Annotated in this window: 19 protein-coding genes; 8 read left to right on the top strand and 11 right to left on the bottom strand. The window is 71.8% G+C overall.

The features are described from left to right. Positions 1–3: 3 nt before the first annotated feature. The 8 genes from hppD to AB0I91_RS23215 all read right to left on the bottom strand — a co-directional run bounded on the left by hppD (position 4) and on the right by AB0I91_RS23215 (position 9,766). The gene (gene hppD, locus AB0I91_RS23250) at positions 4–1,092 is read right to left on the bottom strand and encodes a 4-hydroxyphenylpyruvate dioxygenase (RefSeq protein WP_498782322.1); all 1,089 of its coding nucleotides are present in this window, start codon (positions 1,090–1,092) and stop codon (positions 4–6) included. Beyond that, a complete protein-coding gene (locus AB0I91_RS23245; RefSeq protein ID WP_499638714.1) occupies positions 1,073–1,321 on the bottom strand; it encodes a hypothetical protein in 249 nt (82 codons plus the stop codon). The genes hppD and AB0I91_RS23245 overlap by 20 nt, the downstream gene beginning before the upstream one ends. After that, positions 1,318–2,730 carry a class I adenylate-forming enzyme family protein gene (locus tag AB0I91_RS23240; protein WP_498782320.1) on the bottom strand — a complete coding sequence of 471 codons (1,413 nt, stop codon included), beginning with the start codon at positions 2,728–2,730 and terminating at the stop codon, positions 1,318–1,320. The genes AB0I91_RS23245 and AB0I91_RS23240 overlap by 4 nt, the downstream gene beginning before the upstream one ends. 132 nt (positions 2,731–2,862) lie before the next feature. Then, positions 2,863–4,194, bottom strand: coding sequence for an aminotransferase-like domain-containing protein (locus AB0I91_RS23235; protein WP_499638712.1), 1,332 nt, complete (start codon positions 4,192–4,194; stop codon positions 2,863–2,865). After that, positions 4,191–5,837 (bottom strand): condensation domain-containing protein, encoded by a 1,647-nt coding sequence (locus AB0I91_RS23230; RefSeq protein ID WP_499638710.1) that lies wholly within the window; start codon positions 5,835–5,837, stop codon positions 4,191–4,193. The genes AB0I91_RS23235 and AB0I91_RS23230 overlap by 4 nt, the downstream gene beginning before the upstream one ends. 3 nt (positions 5,838–5,840) lie before the next feature. Beyond that, positions 5,841–7,487: a class I adenylate-forming enzyme family protein gene (locus AB0I91_RS23225; RefSeq protein WP_499608996.1), complete on the bottom strand. Its 1,647-nt coding sequence runs from the start codon at positions 7,485–7,487 to the stop codon at positions 5,841–5,843. Positions 7,488–7,649: 162 nt separating this feature from the next. Next, positions 7,650–8,627, bottom strand: coding sequence for an alpha/beta fold hydrolase (locus tag AB0I91_RS23220; protein WP_498782312.1), 978 nt, complete (start codon positions 8,625–8,627; stop codon positions 7,650–7,652). Further along, positions 8,624–9,766, bottom strand: coding sequence for a glycosyltransferase (locus tag AB0I91_RS23215; RefSeq protein WP_499609000.1), 1,143 nt, complete (start codon positions 9,764–9,766; stop codon positions 8,624–8,626). The genes AB0I91_RS23220 and AB0I91_RS23215 overlap by 4 nt, the downstream gene beginning before the upstream one ends. A 57-nt stretch (positions 9,767–9,823) precedes the next feature. Between AB0I91_RS23215 and AB0I91_RS23210 the strand changes: the two genes are divergently transcribed. The 3 genes from AB0I91_RS23210 to AB0I91_RS23200 are packed head-to-tail and all read left to right on the top strand — an operon-like array spanning position 9,824 to position 11,849. Next, positions 9,824–10,750, top strand: a complete 927-nt coding sequence (locus AB0I91_RS23210) for a 3-oxoacyl-[acyl-carrier-protein] synthase III C-terminal domain-containing protein (protein WP_499609002.1) — start codon at positions 9,824–9,826, stop codon at positions 10,748–10,750. Positions 10,751–10,776: 26 nt separating this feature from the next. Beyond that, positions 10,777–11,058 carry a phosphopantetheine-binding protein gene (locus AB0I91_RS23205; protein ID WP_498782306.1) on the top strand — a complete coding sequence of 94 codons (282 nt, stop codon included), beginning with the start codon at positions 10,777–10,779 and terminating at the stop codon, positions 11,056–11,058. Beyond that, the gene (locus AB0I91_RS23200) at positions 11,055–11,849 is read left to right on the top strand and encodes a hypothetical protein (protein WP_498782304.1); all 795 of its coding nucleotides are present in this window, start codon (positions 11,055–11,057) and stop codon (positions 11,847–11,849) included. Before AB0I91_RS23205 ends, AB0I91_RS23200 begins: the two co-directional genes overlap by 4 nt. Before the next feature lie 13 nt (positions 11,850–11,862). On the opposite strand, the gene AB0I91_RS23195 is transcribed toward AB0I91_RS23200, so the two are convergent. The 3 genes from AB0I91_RS23195 to AB0I91_RS23185 are packed head-to-tail and all read right to left on the bottom strand — an operon-like array spanning position 11,863 to position 14,760. Further along, positions 11,863–13,275, bottom strand: a complete 1,413-nt coding sequence (locus AB0I91_RS23195) for a condensation domain-containing protein (protein WP_499638708.1) — start codon at positions 13,273–13,275, stop codon at positions 11,863–11,865. After that, positions 13,268–14,503: a beta-ketoacyl-[acyl-carrier-protein] synthase family protein gene (locus tag AB0I91_RS23190; RefSeq protein WP_499638706.1), complete on the bottom strand. Its 1,236-nt coding sequence runs from the start codon at positions 14,501–14,503 to the stop codon at positions 13,268–13,270. The genes AB0I91_RS23195 and AB0I91_RS23190 overlap by 8 nt, the downstream gene beginning before the upstream one ends. Next, a complete protein-coding gene (locus tag AB0I91_RS23185) occupies positions 14,500–14,760 on the bottom strand; it encodes a phosphopantetheine-binding protein (protein ID WP_499609012.1) in 261 nt (86 codons plus the stop codon). Before AB0I91_RS23185 ends, AB0I91_RS23190 begins: the two co-directional genes overlap by 4 nt. Positions 14,761–14,911: 151 nt before the next feature. On the opposite strand from AB0I91_RS23185, the gene AB0I91_RS23180 reads away from it, so the two are divergent. The 5 genes from AB0I91_RS23180 to AB0I91_RS23160 are packed head-to-tail and all read left to right on the top strand — an operon-like array spanning position 14,912 to position 19,998. Further along, entirely contained in the window at positions 14,912–16,321 is a 1,410-nt protein-coding gene (locus tag AB0I91_RS23180) for an AMP-binding protein (protein ID WP_498782297.1), read from the top strand. Further along, positions 16,321–17,097: an alpha/beta hydrolase family protein gene (locus tag AB0I91_RS23175; protein ID WP_498782295.1), complete on the top strand. Its 777-nt coding sequence runs from the start codon at positions 16,321–16,323 to the stop codon at positions 17,095–17,097. The genes AB0I91_RS23180 and AB0I91_RS23175 overlap by 1 nt, the downstream gene beginning before the upstream one ends. Continuing rightward, positions 17,091–17,600 (top strand): phosphopantetheine-binding protein, encoded by a 510-nt coding sequence (locus tag AB0I91_RS23170; protein ID WP_499609016.1) that lies wholly within the window; start codon positions 17,091–17,093, stop codon positions 17,598–17,600. The genes AB0I91_RS23175 and AB0I91_RS23170 overlap by 7 nt, the downstream gene beginning before the upstream one ends. Positions 17,601–17,602: 2 nt before the next feature. Next, positions 17,603–19,072 carry an AMP-binding protein gene (locus tag AB0I91_RS23165; RefSeq protein ID WP_498782292.1) on the top strand — a complete coding sequence of 490 codons (1,470 nt, stop codon included), beginning with the start codon at positions 17,603–17,605 and terminating at the stop codon, positions 19,070–19,072. After that, a complete protein-coding gene (locus tag AB0I91_RS23160; RefSeq protein ID WP_499638704.1) occupies positions 19,069–19,998 on the top strand; it encodes a thioesterase domain-containing protein in 930 nt (309 codons plus the stop codon). Before AB0I91_RS23165 ends, AB0I91_RS23160 begins: the two co-directional genes overlap by 4 nt. Positions 19,999–20,002 lie beyond the last annotated feature (4 nt).

Raw genomic sequence — 20,002 nt, 5'->3', positions numbered from 1 at the left:
CCTTCAGCCGGCCGTCGTGCCGGACAGCTCGCCCTGCTTCGCCTCGTACAGCGCCTTGATGTTCCCGCTGCCGAAGGTCAGCGCGCCCCGCCGCTCGATGATCTCCAGGAAGAGCGTCCGGCGCACGTGCATCGACTCGGTGAAGATCTGCAGCAACTGCCCCCAGTGGTCCCGGTCGACCAGCACGCCGAGCCGGCGCAGCTCGTCCAGCGGCGCGTCCAGGTGTCCGACCCGTTCTTCGAGCGCGTCGTAGTAGGTGCCCGGCGTGCCGAGGAACCGCACGCCCTTGTCGCCGAGCGTGCTCACCGCCTTGACGATGTCGTCGGTGCCGAACGCGACGTGCTGCACGCCCGCGCCCGCGTGCCAGGTCAGGAAGTTGTCGATCTGACCGGGTTGGCGCTGCGGGTCCGGCTCGATCAACGTGAACGTGACGTTCCCGGACGGGCTCTGCACCACCTTGGAGTCCATGCCCTGGCCGCCGACCTCGACGTACTCCTCGAAGACCTGCGTGAACCCGAACACGTCCACGTAGTACTGGGCGGTCGGGGTGAGGCCGCCCGCGGGCACGCAGATCGCCAGGTGGTCGATCGCGCGCAGCAGCTTGTCGTCGGTGTGCGGTTCGGGGTCGGTGACCTCGATCGCGCCGGGCAGGAACTCCTTCGGCGAGCCGTGCCGCTCGACCAGCCGGTGCGTCACGTCGGAGAACCCGGAGACCTCGGCCACGACGACCCGCTGGTCGCGCCCGCCCGGTCCCCCGGTCACGTACTCGCGCGGTGGCGACACCGGCTCGGCGCCGCGCTCGGTGAGGCCGCGGTAGGCGGCTTCGACGTCGTCCACGCCGATGCCCACGACCGCCACGCCGTCGCCGTGCTTGCGCACGTACTCGGTCGCGGGGTGGTCGGGGACCAGGCCGGTGGTCAGGACGACCTGGATGTCGCCCTGCCGCAACAACAACGAGCGCACGCCGTCCAGCCCGGTCTCGGGCCCGCCCTGACCGCAGATCTTGAACCCGAAGGCGGTGCAGAGGTAGAATGCCGCCTGCCTCGCGTCGCCCACGTATAACTCGATGTGGTCAATCCCGGAAATGTTCATCAGGCATCCCGATCACTTCCCGGAGCACGTCAGCGGCTCCCGAGACGGTGGTCATGCGGCCGTACTGACCGCTGTCGAGTTCCATGCGCACGCCGTAGCGCTGTTCGACCTGGTGCACCAGCCAGGCCAGTTCCATCGATTCGATCAGCTCGGGGACGTCCTGCGCGGGCCTGCCGTGCAGGCTCGCGAGCATCGCCAGGATGTCCTCGCGGTCGGGCGGCGCGTTCATCGCGCCACCTCCTGCGAGGCGTGGCGGAGCACCGAGCGGTCGCGGACCAGCTTCCCGGTGGTGGTGCGCGGCATCGCGTCGAGGACTTGCAGCCGTCGCGGTCGCTTGTAGGGAGCGAGCCGTTCGGCCAGGGCCGCTTGGACGGATGCCGCCGTGGCGGGCGCGTCGAGCTGGGCGTAGGCGGTGATGACGTCGTCGTGCAGCACCACTGCGGCCACCACGCCCGGCAGTTCGGCCAACGTCGCCTCCACCTCGGTCAGGTCGACCTTCAGGCCGCCGACCGACACCTGGGAGTCGAGGCGGCCCTTGACGGTGACGAGCCCGGTGTCCGGGTCGACCTCGCCCGCGTCCCTGGTGTGCAGCCAGCCGTCCGCCCACCGGTCCGGGTCGGACAAGCCGACGTACGGCGACTCCGCCCGGCTCACCAGCAGCTCGCCGTCCCGCTCGACGACCGACAGCCCGGGTGCCGGGGTCAGGGCCGGCCGGTGCTCGCCGAACAGGTCGGTGGCGATCACGCCGACTTCGGTCATCCCCCACATGTTGCCCAGCGGCACGCCGTACTTCGCGGTGAAGGCGGCGGCGGTCGCGGCGGGCACCGCTTCGCCGCCGGTGGTCATCCGCTTGAGCTGCGGCAGGGACGGCGGGTCCACCACGGACGCGAGCAGTCCGATGTGGAACGGCACGCCCAGCACCGTCGCCGGGGTCGGTTCAGCCGCGACCGCGTCCAGCACGCTGTCGCCGGTGAGCCGTTCGGGCGGCCTGACCTGGACACCGGCGTGCAGGCCGTACAGCAGGGCGCCGACCAGGCCGAGCACGTGCACCATCGAGGCCAGCACGACGATCCGCTCGCCGGGCTGCGGCACGCCGTCGATCCGGGTGTACCGCTCGATCTCGGCGACCAGGTCGGCGGCCGTGCGGCCGATCACCTTGGACGGGCCGGTGGAGCCGGAGCTGAGCTGGATCACCGCGTGCGGTGTCGCGGCGGGACGGCCGGGGCGGGCCGTGACGGTCTCCTCCACGTCCGCGAACGGGCTCAGCGGGCTGCTCGTGATCCGTCCCGGCTCGACCACCACCTGCGGCGCGAGCCTGCCGAGCGCGGCGTCGACCTCGAACGCGGTGAGCCGGTGGTCGAGCAGGCTCACCTGGGCGCCGATGCGCCACCCGGCGAGGAGGTTGGCCACGTACGCGATCGAGGGCGGCAGGCGCAGCGCGAGCGACCCGCCCGCGCGCAGCCCCGCCTCCGCCAGGCGTGCCTGCCGTTGCGCGACCAACCGGCGCAGCGCGGCCCGGTCGACCGGTCCGCACGAGTGGAGGCAGCTCTCGTCGTCCGCGCCGCGCAGCAGGATCTCGTCGACCCATTCCGAACTCGCCACGAGGGCCGATCCGGCCGACGCCAGGCCTTTTGTCATCAGTTCTCCCGCCTGGTTCCGGAGGTCATTCGAAAATGTTGCGCGGAACTTTCGACTCAGCCGCGGACCGAGTGAGCCGAATCGTACGTCAGGGTTCACCCGACGCACCATCGGCCAATCGGTCGTGATGAATCATCGGGTTCCCCGATCGGCCCGCCGGTCATTGATCAATGCGGCCAGCCGATCGAGACCGCGGTCGATCAGGTCGACCGATACGACACTGCAGGAAAGGCGCAGGGCGCGGACTTCCGAACTGTCGTCATAGAAATGCCCCATTGGTGTCCACAGCACGCCGTAGTCGCGGGCGGAGCGTTCCAGGAGCGCGTCGTCGACCCCGAACGGGACGGTGACCACGACGAAGAACCCACCGGTCGGCACGGTCCAGGTGACGTCCGTACCGGGCGGGAAGCGCTCGGCCAGCCCGGTCACGAGGTGCCGCAGGTTCCGGTCGTAGAGCTGCCGCTCCGGCGCGGTCGCCGTGGTGAGGCGGCAGCCGTGCGCCAGCAGCTTGCCGCCGACGACGGCCTGCGCGATCGGCGAGGTGTTCACCGTCAGCATGCTCTTGATCTTGGACAGCTGGTCCGCGAACAGGCCGACCACGCCGTCGGCGCCGACCACCCGCTGGTCGGCGACCGCGTAGCCCACCCGGGCGCCGGGCAGCACGGACTTGGCGAAGGAGCCCAGGTAGACGACCCGCCGGTCCTCGTCCAGGGCTTTGAGCGTGGGTATCCGGTCCGAGTCGCCGTGGAACAGCCCGTAGGGGTTGTCCTCGATCAGCAGGACGTCCTCGGCGGCGGCCACCTCCAGCAGTCGCAGCCTGGTCGCCACGTCCAGGCTCAGCCCCGACGGGTTGGCGAAGTCGGGCACCACGTAGCAGGCGCGCGGCCTGCGACCGGCGGCGCGCTCCCGCCGGATCACGGCGACCAGGTCGTCCAGGTCGACCCCGTGCTCGCCGGTGCGCACCGGGCGGACGGGCAGGTCGACCAGCCGCGCCGCGCCGGTCAATCCGACGTAGGTCGGTGACACCGCGAGCAGGACGTCACGCTCGTCGGCGCGCAGCGCGCGCAGCACGAGGAACATCGCCTCCTGGCACCCCACGGTGACCACCACCGATTCCGGGTCGATCGCGATGCCCTCGTCCAGCCGCAGGTTTTCCGCGACCAGTTCGTGGATGATCCCCTTGGTCCGACCGTACTGCAATACGATGCGCCGCACCTGTTCTTCGGTCCGCTCGAGATCTTGTGCGAGATAGCGGCAGAACTCGCGCAGATATCGGTGCACGTCCTCCAGGTCGAAGAACTCCTCGCTCGGCCGGCCGGCCGCCAGCGGTATCGCCTCCGGATAGTGGATCGCGACCTCGTTGAGGAAATTCATCGAGTTGAGCGCCGGGTCCTCCAACGCGCCGAACAACGTCCCGGTGGTCAGGTCCGCGATGTTCTCCGCGGTGACCGGCGGTGTGCTCACCGGAGGTCCCCCTCCGTGGTCCGACGGCGCTCGCGGGCGGCCACGACCGCGCGCAGCAGGTCGTCCAGCTCGTCGTCGGAGAGGTCGGCCAGCGCGGCGTCGCGGGCGGTGTCGTCGGGCGGGCCGGGAGCGAGTTCGGCCGACACGACCTCGGCGAGGGCCGCGATCGTGGGCGAAGTGACGATGCGGTCCATCGGCAGGGTGACGCCGTAGAGGTCGGCGATGCGGGCGGCGAACCGGACCGCGGTCAGCGACCCGCTGCCGCGGGCGAACAGGTTGTCGTGCGGGCCGATCGGTTCGGTGGTGCGCAGGAGCTCAGCCCAGATCCCGGCCATGGTCTCCTCGATCCGGTCACGCGACGGCACCGGGTCCTCGTCCGCCTCCGGCTCCGCGGTGACGGGCCTGACCACGCCGTTCGGCGACGGCTCGGTCACCGCCGACCAGTCCCCCTCGGGAGCGGGCACCGGTAGCTCCGCCACCGCGGTGTCCGCGGAGGCGTGCTCCAGCACCGCCACCACCGACCGCAGCAACCAGGCGGCGAACCCCGGGTCGGTGCGGTGCTCCAGGGTCAGCGTGCCGCGCTCGTCCGCCCGCAGGTCGAGGTCGGCTTCGGCGGTGCCCGTCAGGACGGCGTGGCCGCGCACGGTCACGCCGGGCAGGTCCAGCGCCGGTGCGGCACGCGGCCCGAAGGTGAACCGCGGCGCGGACAGGTCGACCTCGAGTTCCTCGGCGAGCTTCGTCAGCGGGACCTCGTCGTGCGACACCGCGTGCGCGGTGGCGTTCCGCACCCGGACCAGCAGGTCGCCGAACGCCGGTTCGCCCGCCAGGGACACCCGGACGGGGACCGCGTCGGCGAACGGGCCCGCGATCGGCTCCAGCTCCACCCGCACGCGACCGCCCACCGGCACTTCGACCACGAGGTCGTCCACCCGGGCGTACCGGGACAGCACCACGGCGTACGCGGCGAGGGACACCGTGGACAAGGTGGCTCCGACGCCTTCCGCCACGTCGACCAGTCGTCGGACCGCGGCGGGGTCGACCGCCGCCGTCACCCGGTCGGCACGGTGTCCGGTCGGGAGCCGCAGTGGTGCGGGCACGTCACGCAACACCTCGCGCCAGTGCTCCAGCTGACGCGCCAACTCCTCGCCGTCCAACCGCTCACGCTGCCACACGGCGTAATCCCCGTAGTCCATCCACGACGGAGGCAGCTCGGACAGCCCTTCGCCGTACACAGCGGACAGATCGGCGATCAGCATCGCCAGTGCGGAGCGGTCGGCGATGACCCGGTGCGCCACCAGCGTGAACAGGAACAGGTCCGCGCCGACCTCGATCACCGAGGCCCTCAGCAACGGCTCACGGGAGAGGTCGAACGGCTGCCCGACCAGCGCCGCGGCCATCGACTCGGCCCGTTCGACGTCACCGGGCACGACGACGTGCTCCACCACCACGCGACCGGTCTCCGAGACGACCTGCTCGCCGGAGGCGCTGACGCTCGTCCGGAGCGTCGGGTGCCGGGCGACCACGACGTCCATCGCCCGTTGCAGCGCGACGGGATCGACCGGACCGTCCAGCCAGGTCGCGTGGGACAGGGGCTCGGGCAGCGACAGTGCGTGCTCCTGCGCGAACGACAGCGGATACCGCACGAACTACCTCCCGTGGGGCGCGTCCGCCAGAGCCCGTTGCCGCATGAGGAACTTGCGGACCTTCCCGGTCGGCCCGACCGTCAGCTGAGCGTCGGGCACCACGTCGACCCGGCGCACCGTGCGCGCCACCGCCTCGCCGACCGCGGCGCGGACCTCCTCACCCCGGTCCAGCGCGGGGTCGGCGCCCTCGTGCAGCACCAGCAGCACGTCGGTGATCGGCGGACCGTCCTCCCGCCTGGTCGCCAGGACCGTGCAGTCGCGGACGTCCGGGCACCGGGCGAGGATGCGCTCCTCGGTCAACGCGGTGTAGAGCCAGTTCCCGTCGCCGAGGTCCACCGCGTCACTGGCCCGGTCGAGGTGGTAGTAGTAGCCCTCCTCGTCCCGGTACATCAGGTCACCGGTCAGGTAGTAGCCGTTGAGTCGGTTGCGGTAGGTGGCGGTGGAGTCGTTCCAGTAGCCGGGCGCGAGCGTCGGCGACTTGAGCCCGCACTGACCGACCTGGCCCACCGGCACCTCCTCGCCCGTCGTCACGTCCAGCAACGCCACTTCCGCGAACGGGTACGGCTTGCCGACGCAGCGGTCGTAGCGGTCGCTGCCGAGCCGGTGGCTCATGGCGAACGCGGCGTGGCCCATCTCGGTCGAGCCCAGCGTGTCGATGAACTTCGAGCCCGGCACGTCGACCACGCCGTCCGCCGTCCACACGGGGTGGCTGCCGACCGCGACGAGCTTGCGGATGTGCGCCTCGTGCGCGCAGTCGCCGGTGCTGGACCAGTTGCGCACCGAGCTCAGGTCGCGCCGGGACAGGTCGAACCGAGCCAGCTCCGCCCAGGTGACCGCGAAACCGAACACCCCGGTGGGCCGCCACCGCTCGATGGCGTCCAGGACCACCTCGCCGCTGTGCTCGAACGGCCCGCCCTGCCCGGACAGGCACAGCAGTTCGTAGCCGTTGCACAGCGCCTGGTTCACCACGATGATCCCGGCGGCGTGGGCGGCGGGCAGCACGGACAGCTCGCGCACCTGCCCGTGCGGCCTGGCTTCGGTGAGCCGCACCGCGCGCACCGCGGCGAACAGGGAGTGGTGCGAGTGCACGACCGGCGTCGGCATCCGGGTGGTGCCCGACGAGTGCGTGATCGCCACCGGGTCGTCGCCGTGGTGGCGGTAGGGCGGGGGTGCCTGGGCGGGGTCACCGGTGCCGGTCTCCGCGGCGTCACCCAGGACCGGCACGCCCAGTTCGTGGTCCCGCAGCGCGGCGTGGTCGGCGTCGACCAGCACGCCGACGCCGCGCAGCCGGCGGACGAACTCCGCGGCGACCTCGATCGGCATGCTCCCGTTCATCAGCGCCGGGATCGCACCGAGGTGGTTGAGCGCGAAGAAGTTGAGGAACACGTCGGCCGCCGACGTGACGAACACGGCGACGGGGTCACGTCGGCCGATCCCCTTGCGGGCGAACCAGTCCGCGCGCGCGGCGACGCGTTCGGCCAGGTCGCGCAGCGACAGCGGCGTCCACGCGGGGATGCCGTCCACGTCGACGTCGAAGGTCAGCCGGGGGGCGTCCAGGTCGGCGCCGTGCTCCAGCAGCATGGGCAGCACGTTGCCCGCGCCGACCCGCATGTCCTGTGCCAGCGCGGTGCGCAGGTTCGCCCGACTCATCAGACCTCCCGTTTGCGGAGAACAGTGGACCACCGAACGGAAGACACCAAGTCGGGTTCCCGCATCGGCGGCGGTGGGGCGGTGGCGCTCGGCGAACTGCGGCGGTGGCGATCGCCGGTCTCGTGAACCTGGCGACCGCGGGCGCGGGCGTGTGCACCGAGACTAGGTTCGCGATTCCCCTGTGGCAATCAGGCTTTCGGACGTGTCCGCAGTGGCTGCGGAGGACTTCGGGTTCCCGGCCAGCCGGGCCGTGATCGCGGCGCCGATCCGCGCGACCGGCTCCGGCAGCAGCATGTGCTCGTGCAGGCAGTCCACTTCGACCACGTCGACCGGTCCGCTCACGCAGTCGTCCCACGAGCCCACCTTCGCCTCGGTGGTCTGCTCGTCCTCGGTGGCGGACAGGAACAGCACCGGGCAGCGGACCCGACCGGGGCGATGCCGTTGTGCCACCGCGAGGTTGTTCCGGATCACGTGCGGCAAGGCGAGCAGTTGGCGATCCGGCCAGTCGTGCAGCCCCAGCCCGGGCCGACCGCGGACCACCTCCAGCATCCGGCGCACCGGGTCGGGGTCGTCCGGCTCGACCACCGGCTGGTAGCCGAGCTCGCGGAGCACGAAGTCGCACACCAGCCACAGGTCGTCATCGGCCACGCTGAGGCTGTTCGGCAGGCCGGGCAGCGTGTCACCGATGACGAGCAGGCCTACCTCGTGGCCGCGGCGCTCCAGTTCCTCGGCGATCGCGTGCGCCGTGTTGCCGCCGATCGACCACCCGAACAGGTGGTACGGGCCGTGCGGCTGGGTGAGCCTGATCCGGTCGGCGAAGTCCCGCGCCACCTCGGCCATGTCCACCGGGAGCGGTTCGGGCCTGCGCAGACCGCGCAGTTGCAGGCCGTACACCGGGTGCTCGGGCGCGAGGTGCGGCAGCAGCGCGAGGTAGCACCAGCTCGCACCGACCAACGGCGGCGCGCAGAACAGCGCGGGGCCGCCACCGCCCTCCCGCAGCGGCAGCACCAGGTCCAGGACGCCACCGGCGCGGCGGATGTCGGCCCGCCGCTGTCTCGCCCACGCGAACTCCTCGGCCGCCGGCAGCGCCTTCACCCTGGACCCGTCCACCGGACCGTCCTCCCGCTCGCGTGTGGTCACGTGCCGGACGCCAACTCGACCAGGTGGGCGGCGGCGGCCGCCGCGCCACCGGCGGCGGCGAACTCCGCCCCGATCCGACGGGCGTTGCGCCGGTAGTCCGGCTCGTCGAGCACCGCCCGCACCGCGGCGTCCAGTTCGGCCACTGTGACGTCGAGGATCGGCACCTCGATGCCCGCGCCCGACCGGGCCACCTGCCGCGCCAGCGCCACTTGCTCGGCCCGGACGGGCGCGACGACCATCGGCACCCCGAAGGTGAGCGCTTCGTTGACGGCGCCACCCGCGTGGCACACCACCGCGTCCAGCTTCGGCATCAGGTCGAGCATCGGCACCAGCTCGGCGGTGATGGCGTCGTCCGGGAAGGACTCCGCGGCCACGCCCGAAGTCACGAACACCGCCTGCACCTCGTCCGCCATGGGTGCGAGCACCGCGGCGGCCCGGTCGTAGAAGTCGCCGATCATGTGGCCGACCAGCGTGCCGACCGTCACCAGCACGTGCCTGCGGTCGGGATCCCAGCGGTGCCAGGGGAAATCGGGCGCGTTCGGCCGGGTGCCCAGCGCCGCGCCGGTGAGTACGCAGCGGTCCGGCAGCACAGCGTCGCCCACGAGTCCGGGCGTCATCAGGGCGATCACCAGGTGCGGCGAGAACCGGGGGTCGATCGGCTCGTCGGACAGGCCCGCCATCGCCACCGCCTGCGCCATCTTGTCGGCCAGGTAGTCCTCGAACCCGACGAGGTCTTCGGGCGGGGTCAGCTCCAGCGTGCCCGTGCACAGGGTCGCCCACGGAATGCCGTGCCGGTGCGCCACCAACGCACCGGCCAGCGCGTACTGCTCGGTGACGACGACGTCCGGCTTGTGCTCCAGCACAGCTTCATCGACGGGGCCGAGGGTGAAGCGGGTGAACGGGATCAGGTACCCGTCCCACATCGCCCGCACCCCGGCCATGCCCATCTCGTCGTAGCGGCGATAAGCCCGTGCGCCGGTGGGGTGCACGGTCACGTCCGGACCGACCAGCGGGCGCAGCACGTTCTCCGGACCGCACCAGACGACGTCGTGACCCGCGCGGGCGAGTTCCTGCCCGATCGCGAGCATGGGGTAGAGGTGGCCTTGCAGCGGCAGTACGACCAGCAGAAACCGCGACACCGCAACATGGTGGCACACATTGACGTTCCCCGGAACGACGTGGTGGGATCCCGAAGTGTGACCGCTCTCGACGCGGTGTCGGTGTACACACCGGCTTTCCGCGTTCCCCTCGAGGACTTGGCCGACCCGCTCGGCCTGACCGACATCCAGGTCAGGCTCTTCCGGCGGTTCCACGGGCTCGACCAGGTCCGGTTCGACCCGGACCGTTCGCCCGCCGAGCTGTTGCGCGCCGCCGTGGAAGGGCTCGCCGAACTGCGCGGCCAGGAGCACCGGGTCCGGTACGTGATCCACGGCCGCGCGATGCCGGTCGTCGTGCCGTACCCGCACAACCCGCTGCACGACGTCTGCCGTGAGCTGGGACTCGGTCACGCGCTGGCTTTCACCGTCACGCAACAGAGTTGTGCGAGCGGGCTGCTGGCGGTCGAGCTGGCCGGTCGGCTGCTCGCCCGCGACCCGGACGACGCCTTGGCGTTGGTGCTGACGGGCGAGAAGGCGTTCACCCGCCACGCCCGGCTGATTCCCGGCACGTCGCTGTTCGGCGAGGGCGCGTCCGCGTGCCTGGTGAGCGCCAACGGGCCGCGCGACCGGATGTTGTCCTTCGTGTGCGCCCAACGCGGTGAATTCGACGGCGAGTTCGGCGACCGGGAGGAAGAGTTCCAACGCCAGTACCGCCCGTCCCTGGCCGAGGTGATCAACCGGGCCGTCGCCGACGCGGGGCTCACCCTGGACGACATCCGGTTGGTCCTGCCGCACAACGTCAACGTCGTGACCTGGCAACGCCTCTGCTCGCTCATGGATTTCCCGGTGCAGCGGGTGCTGCTGTCGAACGTGCCCGACCACGGCCACCTGTTCTGCACCGACGCGTTCGCCAACTACCGCACCGCCAGGGAGCGCGACCTGCTCCGCGAGGGCGACCACTACCTCGTCGCGACCGTCGGCGCCGGAGCCGGGGCGACGTTCTCCGCGATGGTGTTCCAGCACTGATCCCACGTCCCACTCAGGAGGCCGCCATGACCGCACCGGACGCCCAGGTCGACAGCGCATTACGGGAACGCGTGGTCGAAGCCATGACCACCGTCCTCAAGCGGCTGGTCGAGCGCGAGGAGCCGATCACCGAGGACATGCAAATGGCCGACGAGCTGGGGGTCAGCTCGTCGCTGGGTTTGGAGCTGCTGCTGGAGGTGGAGGAGCAGCTCGGCATCCAGATCGACGTGGAGCGGATGCGCCCGGACGAGTTGCTGACCGTCGGCGAGCTGGCCACGTTCATCGCCGGCCACAGCCGGCCCTGGTGATGCGTCTGGTTTGCGCGGGGCGCAGGGCTTTCACCGGCAACGCCGACGTCCTCGCCGACGACGACCACCGCGCGCAGGTGACCGACTACTTCGCGGACCTCGTCCGACCCTTCGACGCCGGACCCCTCACCGACCTGTCCGGCCAGTCCTACGGCGAGATGGCGAAGGCGTTGGTGTCGGACGTCGTGCCCCCGACGGAGCCGGTCGACCTGCTGGTGCTGGCGTTCTCGATCCACGACGTGTGGCCGGGCCGGGCGACGGCGACCTACCTCAGCCACGTCTGCCCCGGCACGCCGATGTCGTTCGCCGTGTGCGACCAGGGCAGCGCGTCGCCGTTCACCGGTTTGCGGTTGATCGGCGACTACGGCGTGCGGCGGGCGCTGCTGGTCGTGGTCGAACAGGCCGCGCTGCCCTACGAGTCGGCGGCGGCGACACCGTTGGCACACCGGGGCGTGGCCATGTTGTACGAGGGGAGCGCGGGTGCCCGGGCTACCGAGGTGCTCCAGTACCCCGACGTGGGGCCGGATACCGTAGCCGAACTGGCTCGGCGAGGGGTGGCCGAGCTGTCGGCCGGCCACCCCGGCGCACGGGTCGCGCTGAGCGACTCGCTCGCCGCGGTGTGGCCGGACCACCCCGACCACACCCGCGCGCCGGCCGGGCAGCCCACGACGGGTGTGTGGTGGGATCTGGCCGGTGCGCAGGAGGACACGGTGCTGGCGGGCGACTACGACCCGGAACTGCGCTACCTCTGCCTCGCCCGGGTCGCCGCCGATCAGTCCTCAGTGGACTGATCGGCTGCCTCGGTCAGGCGCCGGTGACGGCCGGTCGGGGTTGTGCGCCGGTCGGCACGTCCGACCGGAACGCGGCCTCGACGGCCACCTCCTCCACCGCGTACAACATCGCTTCCACCTGCTCGGGAGGGAAGACCTCGGTGTCGTTGACCACCTGGAGGTACACGGCGTCCGGGTGGTCCTCGATGTTGACGAACAGCTGGTCGGTCCACCGGTAGACGAACTTGTGCCACATGACCTGCGTTTCGGGGAGCTTGGCCCTGATCTCGTCCTCGGTGAGGGGCGCGGCGTCCGCCACCGCGTCGGCCTGGGCCCTGGTGCTGAACCGCCGGTCGTTGATCCGGCACGTGATCCGGGCCGGGTAGCCGCGTTCGGCGTCCAGGCGCGCGGCCAGCTCCGCCAACTGGTCGGGGTCGTAGTAGGAGTTCATCAGGGCCGCGGTGCTGGCCTGGCGCGCCTGCGCGATCACGTCGTCGACCGTGCCGTCGAGGTCGAGGGTGAGCACGGCGTTCTGGACCACCGAGCCGATGACATCGGCCAACCCGGGCCGGTACCGGTTGCCCGCGGCCACGTGCAAGGTCAGCGGGTTGACGCCGGTGGTCCGGGCGATCGCGGTGGCGATCACCGCGAGCAACACCCGTCCGGTGTCCGTGCGGGTCCGCCGGGCGATCTCGACCACGGCCAAGTAGGCGGCCCGCGACTGGAACCGCACGTTGCGGCACCGCCGCCCCGCCTCGTAGTCCGGCGCACCCGACCCGCCGAACGTCAGCGGTGGCAGGGAACGGAGGTGGCCCTCCCAGTAGCGCATCGCCCGGTCGCTGACCCGCCGCAACTCCGGCGTCGCCTCCCGACGGGCGAGGTCGGCGAGCCGCACCGCGTCCGGGTCCAGCGGGCGGCCGACCAGCTCGCCGAGGTCGAGGTCGGTCATGAGCAGCAACCCGCCCACGCCGTCCACGACCATGTGGCCGAGGGTGAGCACCAGGTACACCGCTTCGCCCCGGTACTGCATCACGCCCATGCGCAGCGGCCACGGGGTGTGCTCTTCCAGCGGGGCCGCCATCCACTTGAGCCACAGCCTGTTGCCGTGGTCGACGGCATCGGTGCGGTCGAGGTGGTCGGCGAAGGTCATGACTTCCAGGTCGATCTCGCCCGACCCGTGCACCACCTGGCACGGCTTGCCCTCGTCGTCGGTGCCGAACCGCGTCCGCAGCGCGGGGTGCTTGCTCATCAGCCGGCTCAGGCGATCGGCGACGTCGGCGACGGTGAGGCCCTCCGGCAGGTGGTGCGCACCGCAGATGTTGTAGGTCCAGTCGCTGGTGCGCATGTCGTGGAGGATGGTCTTCTGCCCCCAGGTCAGCGGCGCGGTTCCCGCTCCGGGCCCGGAGAACGGCACGGGCACCAGGTCGTGGACGATCCGTTTACCCATCGGCTCTCCCGAAGATCACGCTCACGTTGTGGCCACCGAAGCCGAACGAGTTGGACATGACCGCGCCCACCGCGGCGGGCAGCGCCTCACCGCGGACGTGGTTGAGGTCGCAGGCCGGGTCGGGATCGTCCAGGTTGTGGGTCGGTGGGAGCAGCCCTTTGCGCATGGCGACGATGCCGATCGCCGCTTCGACCACACCCGACGCGCCGAGCATGTGCCCGGTGACACCCTTGGTCGAGCTGACCGGCGGCATGGCGTCGCCGTACACGCCGCGGATCGCCGCCGCCTCGGCGGAGTCACCCGCCTTCGTGCCCGTGCCGTGCGCGTTGAGGTAGTCGATGTCGCCTGTGGACAGTCCGGCATCCCGAAGTGCGATCCGCATGCTCTGCGCCGCGCTGGAGCCGTCGGGCCGGGGCGTGGTCGGGTGGTGCGCGTCGCTCGTCGCACCCCAGCCGAGCACCTCGGCGTGCACTGCCGCGCCGCGCGCCCGCGCGAAGTCGGACCGCTCCAGCACGAGCACGCCGGCGCCCTCACCGAGCACGAAACCGTTGCGGCGCCGGTCGAACGGGCGGCTCGCGGTGGTCGGGTCGGGCCAACCGCGGGCGAGGGCGAGCGCGTTGCCGAAGGCGTCGGCGAACGTCGGGAACAGCGGTGCCTCGGTGCACCCGCACACCACCACGTCCGCTTCGCCCGCCCGGAGGATGCGCATCGCCTCGCCGATGGACTGCCCACCGGCGGCGCACGCCGTGCCGGAGGACGACGTGTACCCCCGGATGCCGAACTTGATGGCGACCCGCGCCGCGGCCATGTTGGGCAGCACGCCGGGCAGCAGCAACGGGCTCACGCCCAGCCGACCGCGCCGGGACCGCTCCACGGCTTGTTCCGCGAGCGTCGCGAGCCCGCCGACCCCGGAGAGCACCACCGCGACGCGGTACGGGTCGACGTCGCGGCCGATCTCGATCCCGGCGTCGGCCAGGGCGTCGTCCGCGGCCCGCACGGCCATCACGATCGAGCGGTCCACGACGCGCGATTCCTTCGGCGGCAGAACGCTTTCCGGGTCGATGGCCGGTCCGATCGCGGCCGCGTCGAGCACGCCGTGCAGCGGGTGGTCCTCCGGCGGGCGCACGATCGCGGACCGACCGGAGCACACCGCCTCGAAGACCTCCTCGACCGCCGCGCCGACCGGACTGACCAGCCCGATCCCCGTCACGGCGACGCTCGCGCTCACGTCGCCGTTGCGGTCTGCGCGCGCCGGGCCACCTCGGCGCAGAACTCGCCGACCGTCATGGCGGCGAACCGCTCGGCCTCGTCCTCGTCGAACCGGACGCCGAAGTGGTCCTCCACCCGCAGCGAGAGCTCGGCCAGGGCCAGCGACTCGAGGTCGGCGCCTGCCGGGCCGAGCACCGTGTCGTCGTCCATGTCGGCGGTGCTGTACTTCATGATCGTCAACGAGTCGAAAAGGAACTGGCGGATCTCCGAATTCATGGCGGCACTTCCCCTCTCCGGGAGGTCAACGGGAATCTGCCCCACGGGGGTCTTGGCCGTCAAGCACGAGCCCGTACCCGAATATGGGCTATGGACCGCGGTTCGGAACAGCCTCAGAATGTGCGCCATGCCCTCGGCGATACTGGATCTCGTGACGCTCGGAGAGGCGCCGCCGGGGTCCCCTGCTGTCCACCTCGTCGGCGGGAAGACGCTGTCGTACGGCGACTTGGCCGCGCTCGTCGGCGAGGCCGAGAGATCACTGCGCCACGACACCAAGGCGTTGGTGCTGTGCGCGGGGGATCGTGACCTGCCCACCCTGTTGACCTACCTGGCCGCGCTGCGGCTCGGCCACACGGTCGCATTCCTTCCCACCTCCTCCGAAATACTTTCGAAGTACCACCCGGAATTCGTCGTGCCGGAGCCCGGCGGCGGGTCGGACCTGGCTGCCCGTGGCTACGTGCCCGTCGGCGAGGTGGGAGGATCGCACGTCTTCCGCAGGCGTTCGGCGCGACCGGCGGGTGGCATCTTCCCGGACACGGCGCTGCTGCTGTCGACCTCCGGTACGACGGGGAGCCCCAAAGCGGTGCGGCTGTCGTACGACGCGATGGCCGAGAACGCCGACGCCATCGTCCGCGCGTTGGGCGTCACGTCCGCCGAACGGGCGCCGACCACGTTGCCGATCACCCATGCCTATGGCTTATCGGTGGTGAACAGCCACCTGAGCGCGGGGGCGAGCATCGTGCTGACCGACCGGTCGCCGTTGTCGTTGGCGCTGTGGGACCACGTGACGAGGGCGGGTGCCACCTCATTCGCCGCCGTGCCGACGACCTACGCGGCGTTCGGACCGGCGCACGTGAACTTGTTGGAACGCACCGAGATCCGCACGATGACCCAAGCGGGCGCACGCCTCGGCGACGAGCTGACGATGCGGCTGGTGCGGATGATGCAGCGGCGGCAGGGCCGGTTCTTCCCCATGTACGGCCAGACCGAGGCCACCTCGCGGATCACGTGCCTTGACCCGGCCGCCCTCCCCGACCGCCTCGGCTCGGTCGGGACGGCGGTGCCCGGCGGCGTCGTCACCATCGCGCCCGTCGAAGCACACGGCCGGGCCGCACCCGGCGAGGGCGCCGTGCACTACCGCGGTCCGGGCGTGATGCTCGGCTACGCGACCGGTCGCGACGACCTCGGCCGAGGGGCCGAGGTGGACGTCCTGGACACGGGCGACCTCGGATACCTGCGCGACGGCTACCTCTACCTCACCGGCCGCACCAAGCGGATCGTCAAGGTGCTCGGTGTCCGCACGAGCCTGGACGACCTGGAGCGGATGGTCGAGCGGTCCGACCACCCGTCCGCCGTGGTCTCCGACGACGACGTGGTGTACCTGTTCGGCGCGGGCGACCCGGATGTGCACGAGCAGCAGCGGCGGCACCTCGCCGAGGCGCTGGGGGTGCCGAGCCGGCACGTGGCGGTCCGCCACGTCGACCGCCTGCCGCGGACCCCCGGCGGCAAGGTCGACTACCCGGCGCTGGCGGCGGCCGTGGACGCCCGGGAGGTCGGGTAGTGGAACTGACGCACTGGCGACAGCTGTCCGATCGCGGCCCGGACCTCGTGCTGTGCCTCGACTTCCCTGGCGGACGGGCCGCGGCGGGGTTCGCGGACCTGGCGTCCGGTGTCCCGGTGGACGCCTGCTTCCTGCACATCGCCCAGCCGGGCTCGGGGTCGCTCGACGCGTGCGTCGACCGCTGGGTGGCAGACGTGGCGGCGACCGGCCGCCCGGTGCGCGCGGTGCTGGGGTACTGCGCCGGGTCGTCGCTGGCCACCTGCGTCGCCGATGCCGTCGCCGAGTCGGCGCCCGCGCCGGTGACCCTGCTCTTCGACGCCGCGGCGACCACGGCCGGTTCGTTCGGCGACCAGTTCACGTCCACCATCGAGACCTCCGCGGACCACCTGACCGCCGAGGAGCTGGACGACGCTCGTGCCTTGGCGGACGGGCTGGTCGAGGCGCACCCGGACGACCTGCCCCGCATCGCCGCGGCCCTGGTCGACCGGTACGACGCGTTGATGGGCGAGGTCGCCGCCCGGCTGTCGCTCAACCAGTTCTTCCGGCAGCAGCTCACCGGCGGGTTCACCGCTTACGTCGACTACATGCTGCTGGCCGCCCAGGGCCGGTTCGACACGCGCTCCGGGACGCCGTTGTTCGTGTCCTCGAAGGACCACGAGCCGCCCGTGGACGACGTCCGACGCCTCCCGCTGGACTTCGACCACGCCGACCTGCTGCGCGAGCCCGCGGTGCACGACCTCGTCGCCGAACTGCTGATAGGAGAGCGCCCGTGGTGAACGTGGCCGAGATAGCCGACGTCCTGTCCGCGCACCCCGGCGTCAGCCGGGCCGAGGTCGCCGTCGTGCGCCACGACGGCCGTGACGTCACGGTCGCCGCGGTCGAGCTGACCGAGTACCTGAGCGGGCCGGTGCTCCGCAACCACGTGCACCGACAGCTGGGCGAGGACTGCGGGCTCAACGGTGTGTTCGTCGTGGACCAGGTCCCGATGATGGACGGCGCGGTGGACGCCGGGCAGTTGGCGGCGGCCGTCGCCGACGGCCGGTGCACCCTGTTCGAGGATCCGCGCGACGACGTCGAGCGGCGGGTCGCGGAGATCTGGTCGGCGCAGATGGACGTGCGGCCGGTCGGCGCGACCGACGACTTCCTGGAGCTGGGCGGCGACTCGCTGTCCGCGCTCGGCATCATCGCCGCGCTCGAAGCGGAGTTCGACCGGCCGTTGGACGTGTACGAGTTCATGAGCGCGTCCAACGTCCGGCGGCTGGCCGAGGTTTTGCGGTAGCGATGACCCTCTCCGTGCACCGGCGGATCGCCGACATCGCCCGCGCCGAACCCGGTCGGACGGCCCTGATCGGGTTCGACGCCGACCTGGCCGAGCAGACCATGTCGTGGGGGGAACTCGCCGGGTCGGTTGACGACGCGGTGGCCGCGCTGCGGGCGGCGCTCGACCCGGACGTGCCGTCGTGCGTCGTCGTGGAGGCGGCCAACACCCTGGCCGCCGCGACCGGCATCGCGGCGGCGCTCGCGGCCGAGGTGCCCGTCTTCGCGCTGAACCCGGCCACCCCCGCGGCCGAGCGGGACGTCCTGTTCGGACTGATCGGCCGCCGGTACGGGCACGTCCACCTGATGGACGCCTGGAACCGGCCGGGGCCGCCGATCGTGTCGGCCACGCCGCCGTCAACCCGGGACGGCGCCGCGGCCTACCTGCTGGCGACCGGCGCGAGCACGGGCGTGCCGAAGGTCTCGGCGCGACCGGGGCCGTTGCGCTACGACCCCGCGCGGACGCCGTCGCTGGTGATCCGGCAGACCGGTTGGCGGACCGGCCAGCGGCAGCTCATCGTCGGTCCGCTGTACCACGCGGCGCCGTTCACCGTGTTCGTGGACGCGCTGCTGGACCTGAACACCGTTGTGCTGCAACCGTTCTTCGCTGCGCAGTGGACCGTCGACCTGGTGCGGCAGCGCCGCATCGAGTGGGTGCAGCTGACGCCGACGCACATGCGCGAGATCCTGATGCTCGCCGACGCGGACCCGGCGGCCTTCACCAGCGTGCGCGCGCTCCTGCACACCGCGGCCGCCTGCGACGCGGAGACCAAGCGCGGGTGGATCGACCTGCTCGGCCCCGAGCGGGTCTTCGAGCTGTACGGCGCGACCGAGGGCATCGGCGTGACGCTGGCCCGCGGCGACGAGTGGCTGGCCCGGCCCGGCACCGTCGGGCGCGGTGTGCTGACCCAGCTCCGCGTCCTGGACGACGACGGCAGGCCCGTCGCGCCGGGCGAGGCCGGCACCGTGTTCATGCGCACCCCACTGCGGGTGGGCCGGTCCGACTACGTCAACGACCAGGTCGTCCGCACCACCCCGGACGGGTTCGCCACGGTGGGCGACCGCGGCAGACTCGACCGCGACGGCTACCTCTACCTCGAACCCCGCGACCACGGCACGATCAACGTCGGTGGTGAGAAGGTCGACCCGAACGAGGTCGAGGCCGCGTTGCTGGCCCACCCCGCGGTGGTGGACGCCGTCGCGCTGGCCGTGCCGCACGGGACCCTTGGGTCGGTGGTCGGCGTGCAGGTGGTGCTGCTACCCGAGGTGAGCGTCCGCAAGGCCGAACTCGCCGCGCACTGCGGCCGGCGCCTGGCCGGCTACAAGATTCCCAAGCACTTCGCGTTCGTCGACCGACTCCCCCGCTCGGCGGCCGGGAAGATCCAGCGCTGGCGGCTCGCCGCCGATCACGAAGGCGGTGCACCCACACCATGAACCCGACCGTGGACGACGTGCTCGACACCGGTTACCGGCACCCCCGCGACCCGGTGGAGCTGTGGCTGGCCCGGCAGTGGCAGGAGGTCATCGGGTTCGCCGTCGGCATCCGGGAGAACTTCTTCGAGCTGGGCGGCAACTCCCTGGACGCGGCGCGGGTCGTCAACGCCGTGTTCGAGGAACTGGGCGTCCAGCTGCCCCTGAACGTGATGACCGAGCACCCCACCGTGGAAGGCCTCGCCGCCCGGCTGCGCGACCACAACGGGCAGCTGTCCGACCCGCTGGTGGAGATCCAGCGCGGCGACGGGACCGCTCCCCCGTTGTTCCTGGTCCACCCGGCCAACGGGCAGGTCGGCCCGTACGCCGGGCTCGCTCAGGCGCTGGGCGAGGAGTTCACCGTGTTCGGGCTCCAGGCGGCCGGGCTCTACTCCGAAGTCGACCCGGTCGCCTCTGCAGGTTCCCTGGCGCAGACCTACGTCGAAGCCGTCCGCGCGGCGTGGCCGACCGGCCCCTACCTGCTCGGCGGCTGTTCTACCGGTGCGGCGGTCGCCCACGAGATGGCCGCCCGGCTCACCGAGGACGGCGCCGAGGTTCGGCTGCTGGTCCTGGTCGACGCCGAGCTCCTGGACATCGGACCCCGGTTCGACCAGCCGCCCGATGACCTGGTCGCGGTCCTGGACCGGTGGAAGGAACTCGACCTCGTGCCGTCGGACGCGACCCCCGAGTTCGTCCGGCGTTCGGCGCGCGTGTGGCAGGCGAACGAGGTCGCCGTCCGCGACTGGGAACCCCGGCCGTACTCCGGTCCGCTCGACGTCTTCCTCAGCCCGTCGGGAGACCGGCCGGCGTTCGTGGACTGGCCATCGGCGGTGACGCGCGAGCACACGCCGCATGACGTGGCCGGCGCGCTGCGCGGGTTGATCGGCTGATCGG

Origin of the sequence: Actinosynnema sp. NPDC049800, assembly GCF_040656635.1 — a bacterium.
GTDB lineage: Bacteria > Actinomycetota > Actinomycetes > Mycobacteriales > Pseudonocardiaceae > Actinosynnema.
Note: the sequence above shows the minus strand (reverse complement) of the source record. Positions and strands in the feature narration are given on the sequence as shown.